General features: G+C 58.8%; 16 protein-coding genes and 1 tRNA gene. 7 read left to right on the top strand and 10 right to left on the bottom strand.

Annotated elements, in window-relative coordinates:
• Positions 1-22: 22 nt before the first annotated feature.
• The 4 genes from J4P41_RS09570 to argC form a co-directional block, all read right to left on the bottom strand.
• Positions 23-1,162 (bottom strand): ATP phosphoribosyltransferase regulatory subunit, encoded by a 1,140-nt coding sequence (locus J4P41_RS09570; protein ID WP_211568262.1) that lies wholly within the window; start codon positions 1,160-1,162, stop codon positions 23-25.
• Positions 1,159-2,319: a phosphoserine transaminase gene (locus J4P41_RS09565; protein WP_426066914.1), complete on the bottom strand. Its 1,161-nt coding sequence runs from the start codon at positions 2,317-2,319 to the stop codon at positions 1,159-1,161. Before J4P41_RS09565 ends, J4P41_RS09570 begins: the two co-directional genes overlap by 4 nt.
• Positions 2,320-2,373: 54 nt before the next feature.
• Positions 2,374-2,457 (bottom strand) — tRNA-Leu (locus J4P41_RS09560).
• Positions 2,458-2,515: 58 nt separating this feature from the next.
• Complete coding sequence (gene argC / locus J4P41_RS09555) at positions 2,516-3,421, bottom strand: N-acetyl-gamma-glutamyl-phosphate reductase (protein WP_061929592.1); 906 nt, start codon at positions 3,419-3,421, stop codon at positions 2,516-2,518.
• A 195-nt stretch (positions 3,422-3,616) separates the two neighbouring features.
• Between argC and mazG the strand changes: the two genes are divergently transcribed.
• The 4 genes from mazG to J4P41_RS09535 all read left to right on the top strand — a co-directional run bounded on the left by mazG (position 3,617) and on the right by J4P41_RS09535 (position 7,845).
• Positions 3,617-4,396, top strand: coding sequence for a nucleoside triphosphate pyrophosphohydrolase (mazG, locus tag J4P41_RS09550; RefSeq protein WP_062015961.1), 780 nt, complete (start codon positions 3,617-3,619; stop codon positions 4,394-4,396).
• Positions 4,397-4,512: 116 nt separating this feature from the next.
• Positions 4,513-5,556 carry a tRNA preQ1(34) S-adenosylmethionine ribosyltransferase-isomerase QueA gene (gene queA, locus J4P41_RS09545; RefSeq protein WP_426066913.1) on the top strand — a complete coding sequence of 348 codons (1,044 nt, stop codon included), beginning with the start codon at positions 4,513-4,515 and terminating at the stop codon, positions 5,554-5,556.
• Entirely contained in the window at positions 5,553-6,719 is a 1,167-nt protein-coding gene (gene tgt, locus J4P41_RS09540; protein ID WP_010504643.1) for a tRNA guanosine(34) transglycosylase Tgt, read from the top strand. The genes queA and tgt overlap by 4 nt, the downstream gene beginning before the upstream one ends.
• A gap of 67 nt (positions 6,720-6,786) precedes the next feature.
• Positions 6,787-7,845, top strand: coding sequence for a purine nucleoside permease (locus tag J4P41_RS09535; protein ID WP_426066912.1), 1,059 nt, complete (start codon positions 6,787-6,789; stop codon positions 7,843-7,845).
• A 48-nt stretch (positions 7,846-7,893) separates the two neighbouring features.
• Here the strand turns inward: J4P41_RS09535 and J4P41_RS09530 are convergent, their stop codons facing one another.
• The 4 genes from J4P41_RS09530 to J4P41_RS09515 all read right to left on the bottom strand — a co-directional run bounded on the left by J4P41_RS09530 (position 7,894) and on the right by J4P41_RS09515 (position 12,246).
• Positions 7,894-8,502: a nitroreductase family protein gene (locus tag J4P41_RS09530; protein ID WP_426066932.1), complete on the bottom strand. Its 609-nt coding sequence runs from the start codon at positions 8,500-8,502 to the stop codon at positions 7,894-7,896.
• A 127-nt stretch (positions 8,503-8,629) separates the two neighbouring features.
• Positions 8,630-9,721, bottom strand: coding sequence for a purine nucleoside permease (locus J4P41_RS09525; protein WP_426066911.1), 1,092 nt, complete (start codon positions 9,719-9,721; stop codon positions 8,630-8,632).
• A complete protein-coding gene (locus tag J4P41_RS09520; RefSeq protein WP_426066910.1) occupies positions 9,718-11,262 on the bottom strand; it encodes an adenosine deaminase family protein in 1,545 nt (514 codons plus the stop codon). The genes J4P41_RS09525 and J4P41_RS09520 overlap by 4 nt, the downstream gene beginning before the upstream one ends.
• 75 nt (positions 11,263-11,337) lie before the next feature.
• Positions 11,338-12,246, bottom strand: coding sequence for a PhzF family phenazine biosynthesis protein (locus tag J4P41_RS09515; RefSeq protein WP_426066909.1), 909 nt, complete (start codon positions 12,244-12,246; stop codon positions 11,338-11,340).
• Positions 12,247-12,355: 109 nt separating this feature from the next.
• Between J4P41_RS09515 and queG the strand changes: the two genes are divergently transcribed.
• Both queG and J4P41_RS09505 read left to right on the top strand, forming a co-directional pair.
• Positions 12,356-13,420 (top strand): tRNA epoxyqueuosine(34) reductase QueG, encoded by a 1,065-nt coding sequence (queG, locus tag J4P41_RS09510; protein WP_426066908.1) that lies wholly within the window; start codon positions 12,356-12,358, stop codon positions 13,418-13,420.
• Positions 13,417-13,641 (top strand): ribbon-helix-helix domain-containing protein, encoded by a 225-nt coding sequence (locus tag J4P41_RS09505; RefSeq protein ID WP_426066907.1) that lies wholly within the window; start codon positions 13,417-13,419, stop codon positions 13,639-13,641. The genes queG and J4P41_RS09505 overlap by 4 nt, the downstream gene beginning before the upstream one ends.
• 4 nt (positions 13,642-13,645) lie before the next feature.
• On the opposite strand, the gene J4P41_RS09500 is transcribed toward J4P41_RS09505, so the two are convergent.
• Positions 13,646-14,014 (bottom strand): hypothetical protein, encoded by a 369-nt coding sequence (locus tag J4P41_RS09500; protein ID WP_426066906.1) that lies wholly within the window; start codon positions 14,012-14,014, stop codon positions 13,646-13,648.
• Positions 14,015-14,118: 104 nt separating this feature from the next.
• On the opposite strand from J4P41_RS09500, the gene J4P41_RS09495 reads away from it, so the two are divergent.
• Positions 14,119-14,949, top strand: a complete 831-nt coding sequence (locus J4P41_RS09495; protein ID WP_426066931.1) for a TerB family tellurite resistance protein — start codon at positions 14,119-14,121, stop codon at positions 14,947-14,949.
• 9 nt (positions 14,950-14,958) lie between these two features.
• On the opposite strand, the gene J4P41_RS09490 is transcribed toward J4P41_RS09495, so the two are convergent.
• On the bottom strand, positions 14,959-16,017 hold the full coding sequence (locus J4P41_RS09490; protein WP_426066905.1) for a YeiH family protein: 1,059 nt from the start codon (positions 16,015-16,017) through the stop codon (positions 14,959-14,961).
• Between the last annotated feature and the right edge of the window lie 94 nt (positions 16,018-16,111).

Genomic DNA, 16,111 nt, shown 5'->3' with positions numbered 1-16,111 from the left:
AAAAATTCAGGAGAACTGGAGGTCAGAGCGCGTGAGCCGCGCCATCCCGCCAGAAATGGGTGCAGCGCAGATGGCGCGCTTCGGCGGCAGGGTCTGCATCGGCCTCAAGAGCGGACACGGTCGCGAAACCCTGCGCATGCAAAGCCGCCATGTCTTCGCCGCCCAGACGAACGGGGACATAGCAGCGCGGGCGGGCCGGAGGCACCGGCGCTGCACGCAGAAGCGCCTGCGGACGGAGCGTCAGGCCACAGGCTGGTTCCTGACCGGCAACATAGCGGCCACCCCGGCCAAGCTCCTCACGAGACGTCGTGGAAAACACCGTGATGCAAAGGCCGGTATGATACTGCCAGCCCCGGAAATCAACAGGATCGACCGTCAGACGCAGAGACGGAGCCCGCTCACGGATGGCGGCCACGGACGCGACCAGACGTTCGAAATGCGGCCGCACGATCTCGGGAAAGTCCAATGACGCCAGCATATCCAGCGCACGATCAGCAGGACCAGCGGCCTGAAGCATCACGGCCAGCATCTCTGCAATCGGACCGCCCAGTTCAGCAACAGAAGCAGCGTCCTTGCGATTCAATGCCTGAATCAGCTCATCCTGATCGGTTGCTGGAATGGCACTCTCAATGAGGCCAAGAGCCAGAGCCGGCATGGACAGATCAAAGGACACACCTTTGATGCCAAGTTCTTCGAGAGCCGTCGCACCAAGCGCTACTACCTCGGCATCCGCCTGAGCGGAATCCGGGCCGATCAGTTCGATCCCGGCCTGAGACACCTGACGATCAGCCTCGCGACCCGGCGTCCCGATAACGATGCAGCTTCCGGAATAGGACAGACGCAGCGGGCGCGGCGCATCCTGAAGGCGCACACTGGCAATACGCGCAATCTGCGTCGTCATGTCCGGGCGCAGCGCCATCATGCGATGGGAACTCGGGTCCATCAGGCGGAAGGTCTGCGTGGAAAGTGCTGAGCCGGAACCGTTCAGAAGAGACGTTTCGAATTCCAGCATGGGCGGACGCACGCGCTCGTACCCATGGCGGGAGAACGCTTCCATGACGCAGGCAATGCCGCGGGCTTCCGCTTCGGCTTCACCCGGCAGAAGATCAGAAAAGCCGGACGGTAAAAGGGCAGCGCTCGGGGTCTCGGAATACAGACTCATGCAGAAAACTCCTCGCGCGTACACTCATAAGCCCAGTCCAGCCATGGCAGGAGAGCCTGAATGTCTTCCGCATTCACTGTCGCCCCTCCCCAGATCCGCAGCCCGGCCGGGGCATCTCGATAGGACGCGAGGTCATAGCCTGCCCCTTCCTGCGCGACCAGCCCGGTCAGGCGCTTCACGGCTTTGCCCTGTGCTTCTGGAGAAAGCACTTCGAACCATGGCGCAGAAATTTTCAGACAGATGGATGTGCAGGACCGTGTCTCAGGCAGTTCAGCAAGGAAGGATACCCAGTCGGTCTTTTCCACCCACTCGGCAACGACTGCCAGACTGGCCAGAGAACGAGCTTTCAGGGCTTTAAGACCCCCGACGCTTTCTGCCCAGCACAATCCGTCCAAAGCATCTTCGACGCAGAGCATGGATGGGGTGTTGATGGTATCGCCTTCAAAAACGGCTTCCATCAGCCCCTTCTTGTTCGCCAGCCGGAAAATTTTCGGCAGCGGACGCGGAGAGGGCTCAGCCAGACGGGCAGCAGCGCGCGGGCTGATGGCGAGCATACCATGAGCGGCCTCGCCTCCCAGCGCCTTCTGCCAGGACCACGTCACGACGTCGAGACGATCCCATGGCAGATCCATGGCGAAAGCCGCAGACGTGGCATCGCAGATCACAAGACCTTCATGCTCTGCCGGAATAGCGTCTGCATTCGGGATACGGACACCGGATGTCGTGCCATTCCATGTCAGAACGACATCGCGTGACCAATCTACGGCAGAAAGATCCGGAAGCTGCCCGTAAGGCGCTTCGTGAACACGAAGGTCTTCGATTTTCAGAACGTCCCGCAGATCCTGCGCCCATGTTCCGGAAAAACTCTCGAAAGACAGAACGTCCATGCCACGTTCGCCACCAGCCAGCGCCCACAGAACCATTTCCACAGCGCCGGTATCAGATGCCGGGACAACTGCGACTCGCCAGTCAGCCGGGATGCCGAGCACATTCTTGGAGCGTGTAATGACCTCTTTAAGACGGGCACGGCCTTCAGGAGCGCGATGCGAACGGCCTAGAAGCGCCTGATCGAGTGCTGAAAGGGACCATCCGGGGCGTTTTGCGCAGGGACCGGAGGAAAAGAACGGGCGGGAGGGTTTGACACTCGGCTTGGACATGCTCGTTCCGGGCTAAACGGTCCTCGGGTGCAGCCAGACTGGTGCGCCCGGTTTTGGTGCGAGAGGGGGGATTCGAACCCCCATGCCTTTCGGCGGTCGATTTTGAGCCGACTGCGTCTACCGTTCCGCCACTCTCGCGCGAACGATCCGGACCCTAGTGCATTCCTGACAAAAGGACCAGACCGTAAAGAAAAAATCAGAGACCCAGCATCAAAAGAAGGTTCTGGATGGCGGCACCTGAGGCGCCCTTGCCCAGATTATCAAGCCGCGCCGTCAACAAAACCTTCTCACCAGAGGGGCTGCTGTGGACCCGAAGCTCCATATTGTCCGTGTTTGCGAGCGTGTCGGCAAGCAGTTTGGGCTCGGATGGCAGGACACGCACATGCTCACAGCCGCGGTAAGCTTTTTCCAGCGTGGCTTCCAGATCACGCGGCGTCGGATGCCCCGGCAGATCGGCAAGATGCAGCGGGATGGACACGATCATGCCCTGTGGAAAATGCCCGACGGACGGGACAAAGACCGGCTGACGGGTCAGGCCTGAGTAATGCTGGATTTCCGGCAGATGCTTGTGTTCCAGCGTGAGGCCATACAGGAAAAACGCTGGGCCACCATCGCGCTCATGAGCTTCAATCGCAGAGCGCCCTGCCCCACTGTAACCCGAAACCGCGTTAATGGAGATGGAATGATCCGCCGGGATCAGCCCTGCCCGAACGAGTGGCCGCAGAAGCGCGATCGCCCCAGTTGGATAACATCCCGGATTCGCAACATGTGTCGCCCCACGGATGAGCGCGCCCTGCTCCTCATCCAGTTCTGGCAGCCCATAGACCCAGCCATCCGCAATCCGATGAGCCGTACTCGCATCCAGAATACGGACATTCAGCCCCTCTGCCAGCGCGACCGTTTCGCGCGCGGCATCATCGGGAAGGCAGAGAATGGCAACATCCGCCTGAGACAGCATCTCGCGGCGCGCATCCGCATCTTTTCGCAGGCCTGGCTCAATTGACAGCAATTCGATCCCATAAGTCTCGGGAAGCGCCTCAATGCGCTGACGAATTCCCAGCCCCGTGGTTCCAGCTTCGCCGTCAATAAAAATCCTGGCCATGTCCATCGTATCCGGTCTGCAAAAAATGTCCGGCACAGAGGAATTCCGCCAGCCGGGACGCCCTTCTTACTCTTTTATTCCATGGCATGTCATCCCGGCACTGGAGCAACAGACGCTCCATCCTTTCTGTGACCCCGCCACATAGGATATACTACTTGGCCGGATATTCCCCCGGATCAAGCGTCAGGAGCCGTTATGACCCAGCCCGTCCGTCAGATTGACCGCCTTCTGGACATTATGAAGCGCCTGCGGGATCCGGAAAACGGCTGCCCGTGGGATGTGGCACAGACGCCAGAGACGATCGCGCCTTTCGCTATCGAAGAGGCCTATGAGGTGATGGACGCCATCGCACGCGATGACAGTGACTCCCTGCCGGATGAACTGGGAGATCTGCTGCTTCAGGTCGTGTTTCAGGCGCAGATGGCGCAGGAAAAAGGACTGTTCGACTTTGACGCCGTAGCCGGGAAAATCGCAGACAAGATGGTGCGTCGTCATCCCAACATTTTCAGCGATGTCGAGCATGACGAAGACCTCTGGGAGCGGACCAAGGAAACCGAGCGGCATGGCAAAGCCGAATATGGCGCTTTGGCGGGGATTGCCCCGAATCTTCCTGCACTGGTCCGGGCTGCAAAGCTCTGTCGTCGTGCAGCACGAGTGGGGTTTGACTGGGATGACCCGTCAGGTGTGCTGGAGAAAGTGCAGGAAGAGATCGGTGAGTTGAAAGCCGAACTGGACGGAGACCGGGACCGGATCGAGGATGAACTTGGGGATGTCCTGTTCACGATGGCCAGTCTTGCCCGTAAGCTCGGGATAGACCCGGAAGCCGCTTTACGTCGCAGTAACCGGAAGTTCACGCGTCGCTTCGAAGCCATGGAAGCCAGCCTTGCGACAGAAGGCAAGACGATGGGTGAGCAGGATCTGGAAACGCTGGAAGCACTCTGGCAGACCGTCAAGAAACAGCCGGGCATGCGCTGAAAAATATCTTCCGCCACAGATTTGACGCCAAAAAAACAGACGTTTTGACCAAAAAGATACGCCGGACCGACTGGTCCGGCGTTTTCATGTGGGCTGAACCTGCTACAGAGCATCCCATGACGGATGAACTCGCCCCGTTCGATTTCGAACTCCCCCGCGACCATATTGCGACCGAACCCGCCAGACCGCGTGACAGCGCAACGCTGCTGCATGTCCGCCCCGGCCATGCCCCCGACCAGCGGATCATTCGCGATCTTCCCAGCCTGCTGCGGGAAGGCGATCTGCTGATTGCCAACAATACGGCCGTCATCCGCGCCCAGCTTTCCGCCACACGCGGCGAAGCAAAAATCGGTATCACGCTGGACCGGATTCTGGCGGATGGAAGCTGGCATGCGCTCGCCCGCAACTCCCGCAAGCTGAAACCGAACGATACGCTGAACTTTGGCGATGATCCGGTCACAGCCTCCGTTGTGGAAAATGAAGGCGATGGCGCCGTCAGCATCCGCTTTTCCGTCGAAGGGGAGGCGTTCGATGCCTTCCTCGAACGCGTGGGGGCGTTGGCCCTTCCGCCCTATATCGACCGTCCTTTCGGGCCGACCGTGCAGGATGACAGCGATTATCGGACAATCTTTTCCGAACATCGCGGGGCTGTGGCGGCTCCCACTGCGGGCCTGCATTTCACGCCAGACCTTCTGGCAGCCCTCGACGCAAAAGGCATCCAGCGCCGGACACTGACGTTGCATGTCGGTGCTGGCACGTTCCTGCCCGTCCGATCCTCCATTGCCGAGCATCGTATGCATGCGGAATGGGGCGAGATCGACGCAGAGACGGCACAGGCCATCAATGAAACACGCGCCCGGGGTGGCCGTGTTGTTGCTGTCGGAACCACGTCTCTCCGCCTGCTGGAAAGTGCGGCGCAGGAAGACGGTACGGTTCTGCCCTGGCGAGGCGAGACGTCCATTTTCATCAAGCCGGGCTATCGCTTCAAGGCGGTGGACCTGCTCATGACCAATTTTCATCTGCCGCGCTCGACGCTCTTCATGCTGGTCTGCGCGTTCAGCGGCACCGACACCATGCGAGAGGCCTATGCCTACGCCATCGCCAACGGGCTGAGGTTCTATTCCTACGGCGATGCCTGCCTTCTGGAGCGAGCACCATGACCGAACAGGCCACAAAAATGACGTGGGTTCCGGAAGCAACCTGCGGACAGGCCCGTGCCGGCCATCTACACACCCGTCACGGCACCGTCCCGACCCCGACCTTCATGCCGGTTGGTACGGTTGGTACCGTGAAGGGTATGACCATGGATGCCGTTCGCTCCACGGGCGCAGGCATTGTTCTGGGCAACACCTATCATCTGATGTTGCGCCCGACGGCGGACCGCGTGCAGAAACTGGGCGGCCTGCACAAAATGATGGACTGGTCCGGCCCGATCCTGACGGATTCCGGCGGGTTTCAGGTCATGTCCCTCGGTGCGCTCCGCAAGCTCGATCAGGATGGTGTGACGTTCCAGTCCCATATTGATGGCAGCAAGCATCGCCTGTCGCCGGAGATCTCGACGGACATCCAGTACAAGCTGGACGCCACGATCACCATGGCGTTCGATGAGTGCCCGGCCCTCCCCGCTACGCCGGAAACCCTTCGCAAGTCCATGGAACTCTCCATGCGCTGGGCGGCCCGCTCCCGTGAGGCTTTCACCGCGCGTGAAGGCTACGGGCAGTTCGGTATCGTACAGGGCGGCACGGAGCGCGACCTGCGCGAATATTCGGTCAAGGCGCTGACGGAGATCGGCTTCGAAGGCTATGCGATCGGCGGTCTGGCTGTGGGGGAAGGCCAGGAACTCATGTTCTCGACCCTTGATTTCACAACACCGCTGCTTCCGCAGGACAAGGCTCGCTACCTCATGGGCGTCGGCACACCGGACGATCTTCTGGGGTCAGTCATGCGTGGTGTGGACATGTTCGACTGCGTGATGCCCTCGCGTGCCGGTCGCACGGCGCGCGCCTATACGGAGCGCGGCTACATCAACCTGCGCAACGCCCGCTTTGCCGAAGACACGCGCCCGATTACGCCACATGACGACAGCCCAATGGCTGGCCGTTACACCCGCGCCTATCTGCATCACCTGTTCCGGGCTGGAGAGATGCTCGGCCCAATGCTGCTGACATGGCACAATCTGGCGTATTACCAACGCCTGATGCGACAGATCCGGGCCGCTATCGTGGATGGCACGCTGAACGAACTGGCGATCAAACTGCGTGAGGACTGGTCCAAGGGAGACTGGACCGAAGATGAATGGCCCATGCCCTCTCTCGCTTTGTAAGTTTTCATTCTGATCCTGTTCCAATAATGTGTTTCCCCAACGACGTTCAGTTTTGGGGAATACGGATTTGAAACGCTTCAATGCAGGCCTAGCTCTTGCCGGGCTTCTCTGTGCGGGCAGCGCCCTGGCTGCACCACACAAGGAAGAAATCAAGGTTCTTGTTGTTGCCAACTGGGAAGTCGGCGCGGACAAGGGCGATGAGCCTGGCGAATATCAGGACTGGGTGGAGCGTCTCCATCTTGATGAAGAACGCCCCATTCGCGGCGTGCAGGAAAAGCTCCGCCGCAATGCGGATGGCGTGTACGGCATCGCCCTGAAAAGCGGCAGCATTGACCTGCACGCGCTTGCGCTCGATCCGCATTACGATCTGACGCACACTTACTGGATTTTCACCGGCATTTCTGGCGTGAACCCGAATGTTGCGTCCGTGGGTAGTGTGGCCTGGGCGCGCTGGGTTGTGGACGGCGATGCGTTGCGTGAAATCGACGATCGCACGGTTCCGAAAGGGTGGCCGTATGGTCTGTACGCCATCGGGGCGGACAAGCCGAACACGCTGCCAGCCAACCCGAACCATTATGGTTCTGTCACGGATGTAGCAGAACTCAGCAAGGCCTATCCGCTCAATCAGGGTCTGGCGAACTGGGCCTTCAACCTGAGCAAGAACACTCCGATGGCAGACGATCCCGCCATTGCCGAGCGCCGGAAGGCCTGGAAAGGTTTCGCCAATGCCCAGAAGCCGCCCATGCTCATCATGGGCGAGACCCTTGGGGCGCTTCGTTACTGGCATGGCCCTTCCCGCAACGAGTGGGCGGAAAAATGGGTCAAGCTCTGGACGAAAGATCAGGGCCAATTCGTCATGACCAATGAGGAAAGCCAGACCTATCAGCTTGATATGCGGACACTGGCCCGTCTGGGGTATGTCGATCTGAACCGCGTCATGGTTCTGCGCTCAGGGAGCAATTTTGACATGCCGCCCCCGGGCGTACCGATCACCGAGAGCATCGGGGACGAAGCGCCCGGCCAGAAGCTCGCGTTCGACAATAACGAGCGCGCAGGTGAGCCGGTTGTCCGTGAACTTATCGCGCATTGGACAACGTACCGGACGCATATTCCCGGCCAGAACTAAGACCGTCTGGCTCTGGACGGTGCGAAAGCAGCCTCCAGAGCCAGTTTATCAGAACCGGTTTTCGATCATGATTTCGGAAACCGGCAGCGCACCGCCCGATGGCTTCGGAGCGGAGGCCGCCTTTCCGATCGCTACGAACATGACGATCTCATGGTCTTCCGGCAGGTTGATAAGCTTGCTAACGGCGTCGAAGTCAAAGCCATCCATCGGGCAGGTGCCGTAACCCAGACTCTCGGCCACCAGCATGATGGCAGCAGCAGCCATGCCACAGGACCGCATCCCCTCATCCCGCTGCACCTGCTCGCGACCCCGGTAATACTGGTCGATGGCACCAACCATATACTCCCGCACTGCAGCCGGGGCATTTTCCCAGTACCGCTCGGGCGACTTTTCCCATGCCTTGATGTCCGCACACAGAACGATCAGCGCAGACGCATCCGTCACCTGAGCCTGATCCCATGAAACGGCACGCACCTGCTTGCGCAGTTCCGGGTCTTTGAGAGCCACGAAGCGCCAGTTCTGGATATTGAACGCCGTTGGCATCCGGCGCGCCAGACCGAGAATGGTTTCGAGATCCTTCTCTGGCATGACGTGCGCAGCATCGAACTGTTTGGTCGCACGGCGCTGAAGAATAGCGGAGGAAACATCGAGTGTCATGGCAATCCAATCAAACGGGGCAAAAGCGTTCTGTTCAAGACGCACTATGTCTTGTGACAATACACGCAAAAAATGCCCGCCAGTTCAATCTGGCGAGCATTTTCAGAACACAGTCACAGGAGTGACATTACTCTGCGCCAGGAATGCTTTTTTCGTACTTATCCCAATGCGTGGCGAGTTCCCGAACAACGACACTGCCAACTGTATAAGCCGCTTCAACGGACGGAATGAACGCAGAATAACTCCCCTCATGCGCCTCTTCCGCCAGCAACTCAGCCGCTGTCTGGCCAGGATACTGCATGTCAAAATTACTGGTCGTCCGCAGAATCAGAGCACGCTGCGGATCAACACGTCCTGCCTTCGCCTGAGCCGCCAACGCCTGACAGAACGCAACGTCCTCTTCCGCTGTCGTAGCCAGCGTGCCCTGATTATCCGTCCAGTAGCGCACCCACCGCTCGGCCCAGGCATTCATCTTCTCGCCAACCCAGAAGGTCTCACCGGAAATGGTGTCACCGACCATGACAGATGGAGCCTTCAGGGCTTCAGGATATCCCTTGTAACGGGCGCGGGACGCCTGAAGACCGGGCGTGTCTGGCAGGGTCATGTTTTTCGTCAGGCCATAGGCCCACTGCACAAGTTGCGGATTGAAGGTGTAGACCATATCCCCACTGACAGAGTGCAAAGGAGGACGGGGTTTTTCGTCCGGCACACTGCCCTGAACCGGCGTAAATCCATCAGGCCAGGATTTCGGAATTTCACGCGGATCAATCAGATGCGACAGGCCGCCATTGATCACACGCGGCGCCCAGATGGCAGACCCAACCGTGCCGAACTTCGGATCAACGCCACCAATTCCGGCCAGCACGAAATAGGCGTGCTTCAGATCAAAGCGCGGATCAAGAACAAGTGCCGTGATGGCCGATGCCATATGCTCCGGCCCTTCCCCGGACGCGATACCCAGAACATGCAGTTCCGGGTTGTAATGCATGACGTCATGGTCTGTACCCGGAGCCGGAATTTCCTGTGCGAGAGGGAGCTTCTCAACCCAGTTCTGATACTCGCCCGGCGTGTCGCCCGTATCCTTGCCAAGCTCAAATGTCGTGACCACCACCACACGAACCGGAATGGGATGGGTCTTGGCAGAAGCGTTGGAGACGCTGCCTGAAATAGCGAGGACGGACAGGGCAGTTGCCCCAAGAAGGGTTTTCAGGCGGGTCATTGATAAAGGCTTTCGTGAGGAGCGGAATTTTCAAAAGCAGCAAACCGCGTTTCAAGCTGCCACTGGAGGCGGGCTTTTTCGCTGGCTTTCAGCAGATCGGCACACGGGCCGCTTTCAGGCTGTGCGGAGGAAATGATCTGACAGGCTGCGACAGGTTTACCCACCTGATGCGCGTCCCAAAGGCTCTCCCCCGGAATAAACGCATATTCCAGACCGGTCCGGGACATCTGTTTCAGGTCAGCATAGCTCAGGTTGTAAGTTTGAGCAGCGCGAAGATATTCCTGCGTCAGATCACCCCGGGAAACGCCTTCGTCATCCGTGGAGAGCGCAACGGGAACCCCGGCCCGGCGATAGAGCGGTAGCGGATGCTCAGCGCCCTTCACGTTCAGGATCTCGTCATTGCTCGTCAGATTGATTTCCACCATGACGTGCTTTCTGGCCATCTCGGCCAGCAGCCCGGCGACATCGTCTTCCGAAGCAATATCAACACCATGGCCAATGCGCTTGGCGCCAGCGATTTCGATGGCTTCCCGAATGTGATGCTTCAAACCTTCGGGCGGAACAAGCTTGCCCGTCAGTTCCCCAGCATGAAGGCTGAGATTCACACCCGGATAGACCTGCGAGAGGAACTGAAACATCCGCATATGCAGGCTGTAATCCCGCATCGCGACCGTATCATCCTCAGGCGCGACAATATTGACGCCAACGAAGCGCGGATCGGCCTTCACAACGGCGTACCCGGCATCAAGCTGCGCATAAACGGCCTGAGGCGGCAGGATACGAAGCGTCTGGAACAGATAATGGACGCTGACGCCACAGCCAGGATGCGCCTTGGCCGTCCCGCACTGAAGAATAGCCTGCGTCTTATGCTCCATCGCGTCGGTTTCGCGACGGGCCTGCGCAACAAGCACTGGAATTTCTGCCTTTAGAGCCTGATGGGCAGCCGCGAAATCCTCGTCCTTGAGAGGATGACGGAAGCCAGCACCGATCATGCTGCCAAGGGCGGGCGAAACCATGGGCTCGATATAAGTGATGTGATCGGCAGCCGCACGGTCCATCGCTTCAGCAAGCATGTCGCCCTGATGGTCTTTTTCAATCGCATCGAAATGGCGGAAGGACGTAAAGAAGTGGTCATGCCCTGAACGATCGGAGGCTACTGGAACGAAATCCCGCATCGACATCGCATCGATCATCTGGTTAGTGGCTTTTTCATTTCCCACCAGCGCCGAAGCGGGCATTTCATCGCCCTTCCCGTGCGGGCAGGCGTGATCCAGAATATCGAGCGTCTTCAAAGAAACGCACAGACCATCCTTCGCCGCCCAGTCCAGCATATTTTCCGCATAGATCGCACCCGAGAGGTGGATATGCAGATCCGCTCCTTTCGGAAAAGCCCGCAAGAACAAGCCAAGCCGCACCGGATCAGTCCGGACGGCGTTATAAGTCTGCTCAACTGGGGAGGGCGTTGCGGCTCTTGCCAAGGGAGATAGAGCCGTCAGGGACAGGGCAGCCGCTACAAGAACGGACGGAAGGGTGCATCGCATAACTACACGATGCCGCCTGCCCACGCCTCTGACAAGACATTTTCAGAGCGTTATAAACTCTGCAACAACCTGTTCTTAAACTGCGCTTTCCAAAGCGAAAGTCCCTTCCATAACTGGGACGCAGGACCCGGCCACATAAGCCCGACCCGCCTCTGTTCTGGCTTCCAGAAGGCTCGGCCGCCCCATATCCACCCCCTGCGTGAAGGTCAGGGACAGATCGGCGCCATTATCCAGTGCAGACAGGAACGCGACAGCCGCGACTGTGGCACTTCCCGTCGCGGGATCTTCGGCAATCCCATCCAGCGGTGAGAACATGCGCCCCTGAATGTCGCTGCCTTTTTCAAACGCGCTCTCCCCCGCATTGCGCGTATAGGCATAGACAGAACTGATCCCGTTGGAGGCGAGGAACCTCCGATGCGCAGCAAGCTCTCCATGAGCGCGCCGCAACGCATCACGGGACGCAAGCTCGACAATCAGGAACGGCAGCCCGACCGACACAACCTGGGGCGCATGGTGTTCTGTGCGAATATCTTCCGGTTCAAGTCCCAGGCACGCCGCCGCATTTTCAGGGATCATCCGGCTCCGGCGTGTCATGGCTTCCGGCGCCATGAGCTCCGCCCGAACGACACGTCCGTTCTCACGCTCCAGCCGCACAGGAACAAGACCGGCTTTTTCTTCAAACAAAAGCGTTTCCGGCAGATCGCGCCCCTGCGCTTCGGCCTGTCGAGCCAAGGCGAAAGCGGTGCCGATATTCGGATGACCGGCGAAGGGCAGCTCTCCACCCGGCGTGAAAATACGGACATGCGCCGTATGATCCGCCTCTACAGCAGGGAGCACGAAAGTTGTTTCGGAATAACCAAACTCAATGGCAAGTTTCTGCATCTGTTCGGTGGACAGCCCCGCCGCATCCAGCACGACAGCCAGAGGATTACCCCCGAAAAGCTGGTCCGTGAAAACATCCAGAGTGACATAGGAACGACGCATAACCGGTTCTCTCATCGGAGAATGAAGACATCCCATCATGTCTGATTGGCCCGTTGGGGGAAAGATAGCGTAAACTGCTGATTCTGCTTTTCCTCCATCTGCTGAGCGCATGACATCACGCCCGTCCCCTTCCCGCCCCGGCCGTTCCCTTGAGGAACGGATCGAGGATCATGCCCGGCATCTGGGATTCGATGCCGTGGGCTTCTGCGCGGCGGAGCTTGGCCCGGATGTGGAAGCCGGCCTGCGCGCTTTTGTTGCACAGGGCCATCACGGAACGATGGAATGGATGGAGACGCGCATCGAGCAACGGAGCCACCCGCAGGCCCTCTGGCCCGAAACCCGCAGCGTCATTTCCCTTGCTGTCTGTTACGCCCCCGCCGAAGACCCGGATGCAACGCTGCGCCAGCCGGATCGAGGCAATATCTCCGTCTATGCCCGCAATCGCGACTATCATGACGTCATCAAGGGGATGCTGAAACATCTGGCGCAGTTCGTCGTCAAACTGGGCGATGAGACGACACAGGTGAAGGTTTTCGTCGATACAGCCCCCGTTTCAGAACGCGCTCTGGCTGAAAAGGCGCATTTGGGCTGGCAGGGCAAACATACCTGTCTGGTGTCCCGCACCCATGGTTCATGGCTTCTTCTAGGGGAAATCTACACGACGCTGGATTTGCGCCCGTCCGAGCCCAAGGGCGGAAGCTGCGGCACCTGCACGAGTTGCCTGACAGCCTGCCCGACAGATGCGTTCCTTGGCCCCTATCGCATGGATGCGCGGCGGTGCATCTCCTATCTGACCATCGAGCACAAGGGACCAATCCCGCATGACCTGCGGGAGAAGATGGGCAACCACATCTATGGCTGCGACGACTGCATTGCCGCCTGTCCCTGGAACCGCTTTGCCGAAGCTTCCCGCCACATCAAGCTTCAGGCCCGACCTGAACTGATCGAGCCGAAACTGGCAGAGTTGGCAGCGCTGGATGATGCCGCTTTCCGCACGTTTTTTTCTGGCTCTCCCGTCAAGCGCATCGGCCGCAATCGCTTTGTCCGCAATGTTCTGATCGCGATCGGCAATTCAAACGACCCGGAACTCGTACCTTCCGCCCAAGCCCTGCAATCCGACCCTGACCCCGACATTGCCGAAACGGCCCGCTGGGCTCTGGAGCGTCTGACATGAGCGACCTCGTCAAACGCAGCCTGTCACTTTCCGGACACCGGACATCCGTGGCCCTTGAACCGGAGTTCTGGGCCGTACTGGATCAGATGGCTGACCAGCGGTCTCTCAGTTTCGCTGCCCTTGTGGCGTCCATCGATGCAAAACGAACGCCAGAACGCCCATTAGCGTCTGCATTGCGTGTTGCCGCCCTGATGGAAAGCAGACGCCCGGACACGCCTTGAGGAACTATTTTGCGTCGGAAGACGCCTCCATCCATTCAGGATGCTTGCGTTGAATCCAGTTCAGCGCCTTTTCCATAAGCCGCCGGAAGAACGGGATGTCCTCAGACAGCAACAGAATACCGACCGGAATCATCCAGACACCCAGAACCGGCAAAAACGCCATGCATCCCCCCAGCATGAACAGAATACCCGCCGGGATACGCACCCATTTCCGCTCTGGCTTTCGAAGCCATGTCAGAGTCTTCTGCATCCATTCCGGCAGTTTTCTGATCAGCGCCTGCATCTGCGCCTCATAGGAGTTGCTAGTTTGTGACTGACTCACAGGTAAATTCTGGGTCTGGTCGGGCATGATGGAATCGGCTTCTTTTGTCATGCCCCTACAACACCCGGCAGGCAGCGGAGATCCAGTTTTTTCTCTGATCCATATCTGTCCGATCTGTCATTTGCCGGTTTCCGGGACCATGCTAGATTATGGATATGGCTATCTGGGGCAAAATGTTCGGTGGTGTTGCTGGCTTCGCGGTCGGCGGCCCGTTTGGGGCACTGATGGGGGCAGCTCTCGGGCACGCCGCTGACAGTGGCTCCCTGCTCAACCCGTCCACCGGCGGCTGGAGCGAACGCTTTCCAGCGCGGGGACGACCTGATCCCAATAATGCGGCCTTCTTTGGAGCCGCGAAAGTTGCAGCCGCTCTCGGCAAGAAAGACCAGCTTTACGCGATTGGCCTTGTGGCGCTCTGTGCGAAGCTCGCCAAGATCGACGGGCCGGTCAATCGCGCCGAGATCAACGCTTTCAAGACCTGCTTTCAGTTTCCGCCGGATAACGTCAAGGAAGTCGGGATGCTGTTCGATCGCGCCCGCGAACGGACGGACGATTTCGAGATGTATGCCCGCGAAATGGGCAACGCCTACGGAGACGACAAGGCGCCGCTCGAAAACCTGATGACGGCCCTGTTCCGCATTGCTCGTGCCGATGCTGGCGTCTCACGCGAGTTGCACCCGAAGGAAGTGGATTTTCTTCAACGGGTTCATCGCGCGTTCGGTCTCCCTCCCGGTGCGTGGGACCGTGCAGAAAGTGGCGGCTCACGTGCAGCAAGCACCGGCGAGCCGGATGCCTATCGCGTTCTCGGCATCGCCCGCACAGCATCGGACAAGGAAGTCCGTGTCCGTTGGCGCATGCTGATCCGTGAATATCATCCAGATGTCATCGCTCAGAAGCCCATGACGGATTTGGAACGCAAACGCGCTCAGGAACGCATGGCCCGGATTAATGCAGCCTGGGACCGGATCAAGCGCGACAGGCAGCTCTGATCCGGTTCATCAACCAAAACTTAGAAATACCAGTAAACCATAGCTCGCACTTCCCAGCATCAGCAGGGAAAGCACCACCGTACACGTTACGCGCGGACCAGCGTTGACCACACTCCGCATATCTACTCCCAGCCCCAATGCGCCCATCGAAACCACTGTCAGAAATGTCGCGACCTGACTGGCTGGGACAATAAGGCTAGCCGGAAACACGCCGATAGAGCGGCAACAGACCATCCCCAGAAACCCAACAATAAACCACGGCACGAACCGGAAAACACCTGAGGGTCCATTTCCAGTTTCTGGAACAGTCGTCTCCTGCTGAGGAAGTAGAGGCGCAAGCAGAGACAATCCGAAACAGACGGGTCCCAACATCAGAACGCGCACCAGCTTCACAACAGTTCCAGTCTGCACAGCCAGCAAGCCCAGAGGGGCCGTTGCCGCCACGACCTGAGGCACGGCATAGACCGTAAGCCCTGCAAAAGCACCGAACGTGCCGCCACTCATGCCTGTGGCGACACCAAAGAATGGTAACCCCAGCACAACGAACACGCCGAGAACAGCGGTAAAGGCAATGGAAGACGCCACCTCTTCCCCATCCGCCCGTATAATGGGCGCGACAGCCGCGATAGCGGAGTTGCCACAGATTGAGTTTCCGCAAGCCACCAGAAGCGCCATGCGACAGGGAAGCCCAAGCAACCGCCCGATCCCGAAACTTGAGATGAGGCTCACCCCAACCAGAAGCAGAATTCCCGCCACCAGAGCTGGCCCAACCGACAGCAGACTTGCAGCACTCACCGTAGCGCCTAGCAAAACAACAGACATTTCCAGAAGATATCGGGCGCTAAAAACAATGCCGGGTTGAAACGCGTTGCTCGGAACACGAAAAGTCCGGATCACCATCCCGCTGAGGATAGCGAGCACGAGCGCTTCAAGCCAAATTTTCCCGAAAATCAACCATTCCGCGGCTTCCAGAAAGTAAGCCAGCGTCGTGACGAACAGACACAGCGACAGACCTTTCCAGATGCGTCGTGCACGCACAATGAGGATGTGACCGGCACCCCGGGGCATATTCGAATGTCTCATGCCCTTTGAAATACCCGCTCAAAAATAATCAATAAAACAAATTGATTATGTTATTCCGTTCGTAAATTTCGATTGATTG

This window comes from Gluconobacter sp. NFX36 (assembly GCF_049887835.1).
Taxonomy (GTDB): Bacteria; Pseudomonadota; Alphaproteobacteria; order Acetobacterales; family Acetobacteraceae; genus Gluconobacter; species Gluconobacter japonicus_A.
The sequence above is the reverse complement of the archived record's forward strand: the minus strand, read 5'-3'. Positions and strand labels throughout refer to the sequence as shown.

Coding starts and splice junctions, on each gene's coding strand:
- J4P41_RS09570 (WP_211568262.1), bottom strand. CDS start 1,162: ATGAGTCTGTATTCCGAGACCCCGAGCGCTGCCCTTTTACCGTCCGGC.
- J4P41_RS09505 (WP_426066907.1), top strand. CDS start 13,417: ATGAGCGACCTCGTCAAACGCAGCCTGTCACTTTCCGGACACCGGACA.
- J4P41_RS09515 (WP_426066909.1), bottom strand. CDS start 12,246: ATGCGTCGTTCCTATGTCACTCTGGATGTTTTCACGGACCAGCTTTTC.
- queG (WP_426066908.1), top strand. CDS start 12,356: ATGACATCACGCCCGTCCCCTTCCCGCCCCGGCCGTTCCCTTGAGGAA.
- J4P41_RS09525 (WP_426066911.1), bottom strand. CDS start 9,721: ATGACCCGCCTGAAAACCCTTCTTGGGGCAACTGCCCTGTCCGTCCTC.
- queA (WP_426066913.1), top strand. CDS start 4,513: ATGACGGATGAACTCGCCCCGTTCGATTTCGAACTCCCCCGCGACCAT.
- mazG (WP_062015961.1), top strand. CDS start 3,617: ATGACCCAGCCCGTCCGTCAGATTGACCGCCTTCTGGACATTATGAAG.
- J4P41_RS09530 (WP_426066932.1), bottom strand. CDS start 8,502: ATGACACTCGATGTTTCCTCCGCTATTCTTCAGCGCCGTGCGACCAAA.
- argC (WP_061929592.1), bottom strand. CDS start 3,421: ATGGCCAGGATTTTTATTGACGGCGAAGCTGGAACCACGGGGCTGGGA.
- J4P41_RS09500 (WP_426066906.1), bottom strand. CDS start 14,014: ATGACAAAAGAAGCCGATTCCATCATGCCCGACCAGACCCAGAATTTA.
- J4P41_RS09565 (WP_426066914.1), bottom strand. CDS start 2,319: ATGTCCAAGCCGAGTGTCAAACCCTCCCGCCCGTTCTTTTCCTCCGGT.
- J4P41_RS09495 (WP_426066931.1), top strand. CDS start 14,119: ATGGCTATCTGGGGCAAAATGTTCGGTGGTGTTGCTGGCTTCGCGGTC.
- J4P41_RS09520 (WP_426066910.1), bottom strand. CDS start 11,262: ATGCGATGCACCCTTCCGTCCGTTCTTGTAGCGGCTGCCCTGTCCCTG.
- J4P41_RS09490 (WP_426066905.1), bottom strand. CDS start 16,017: ATGCCCCGGGGTGCCGGTCACATCCTCATTGTGCGTGCACGACGCATC.
- tgt (WP_010504643.1), top strand. CDS start 5,553: ATGACCGAACAGGCCACAAAAATGACGTGGGTTCCGGAAGCAACCTGC.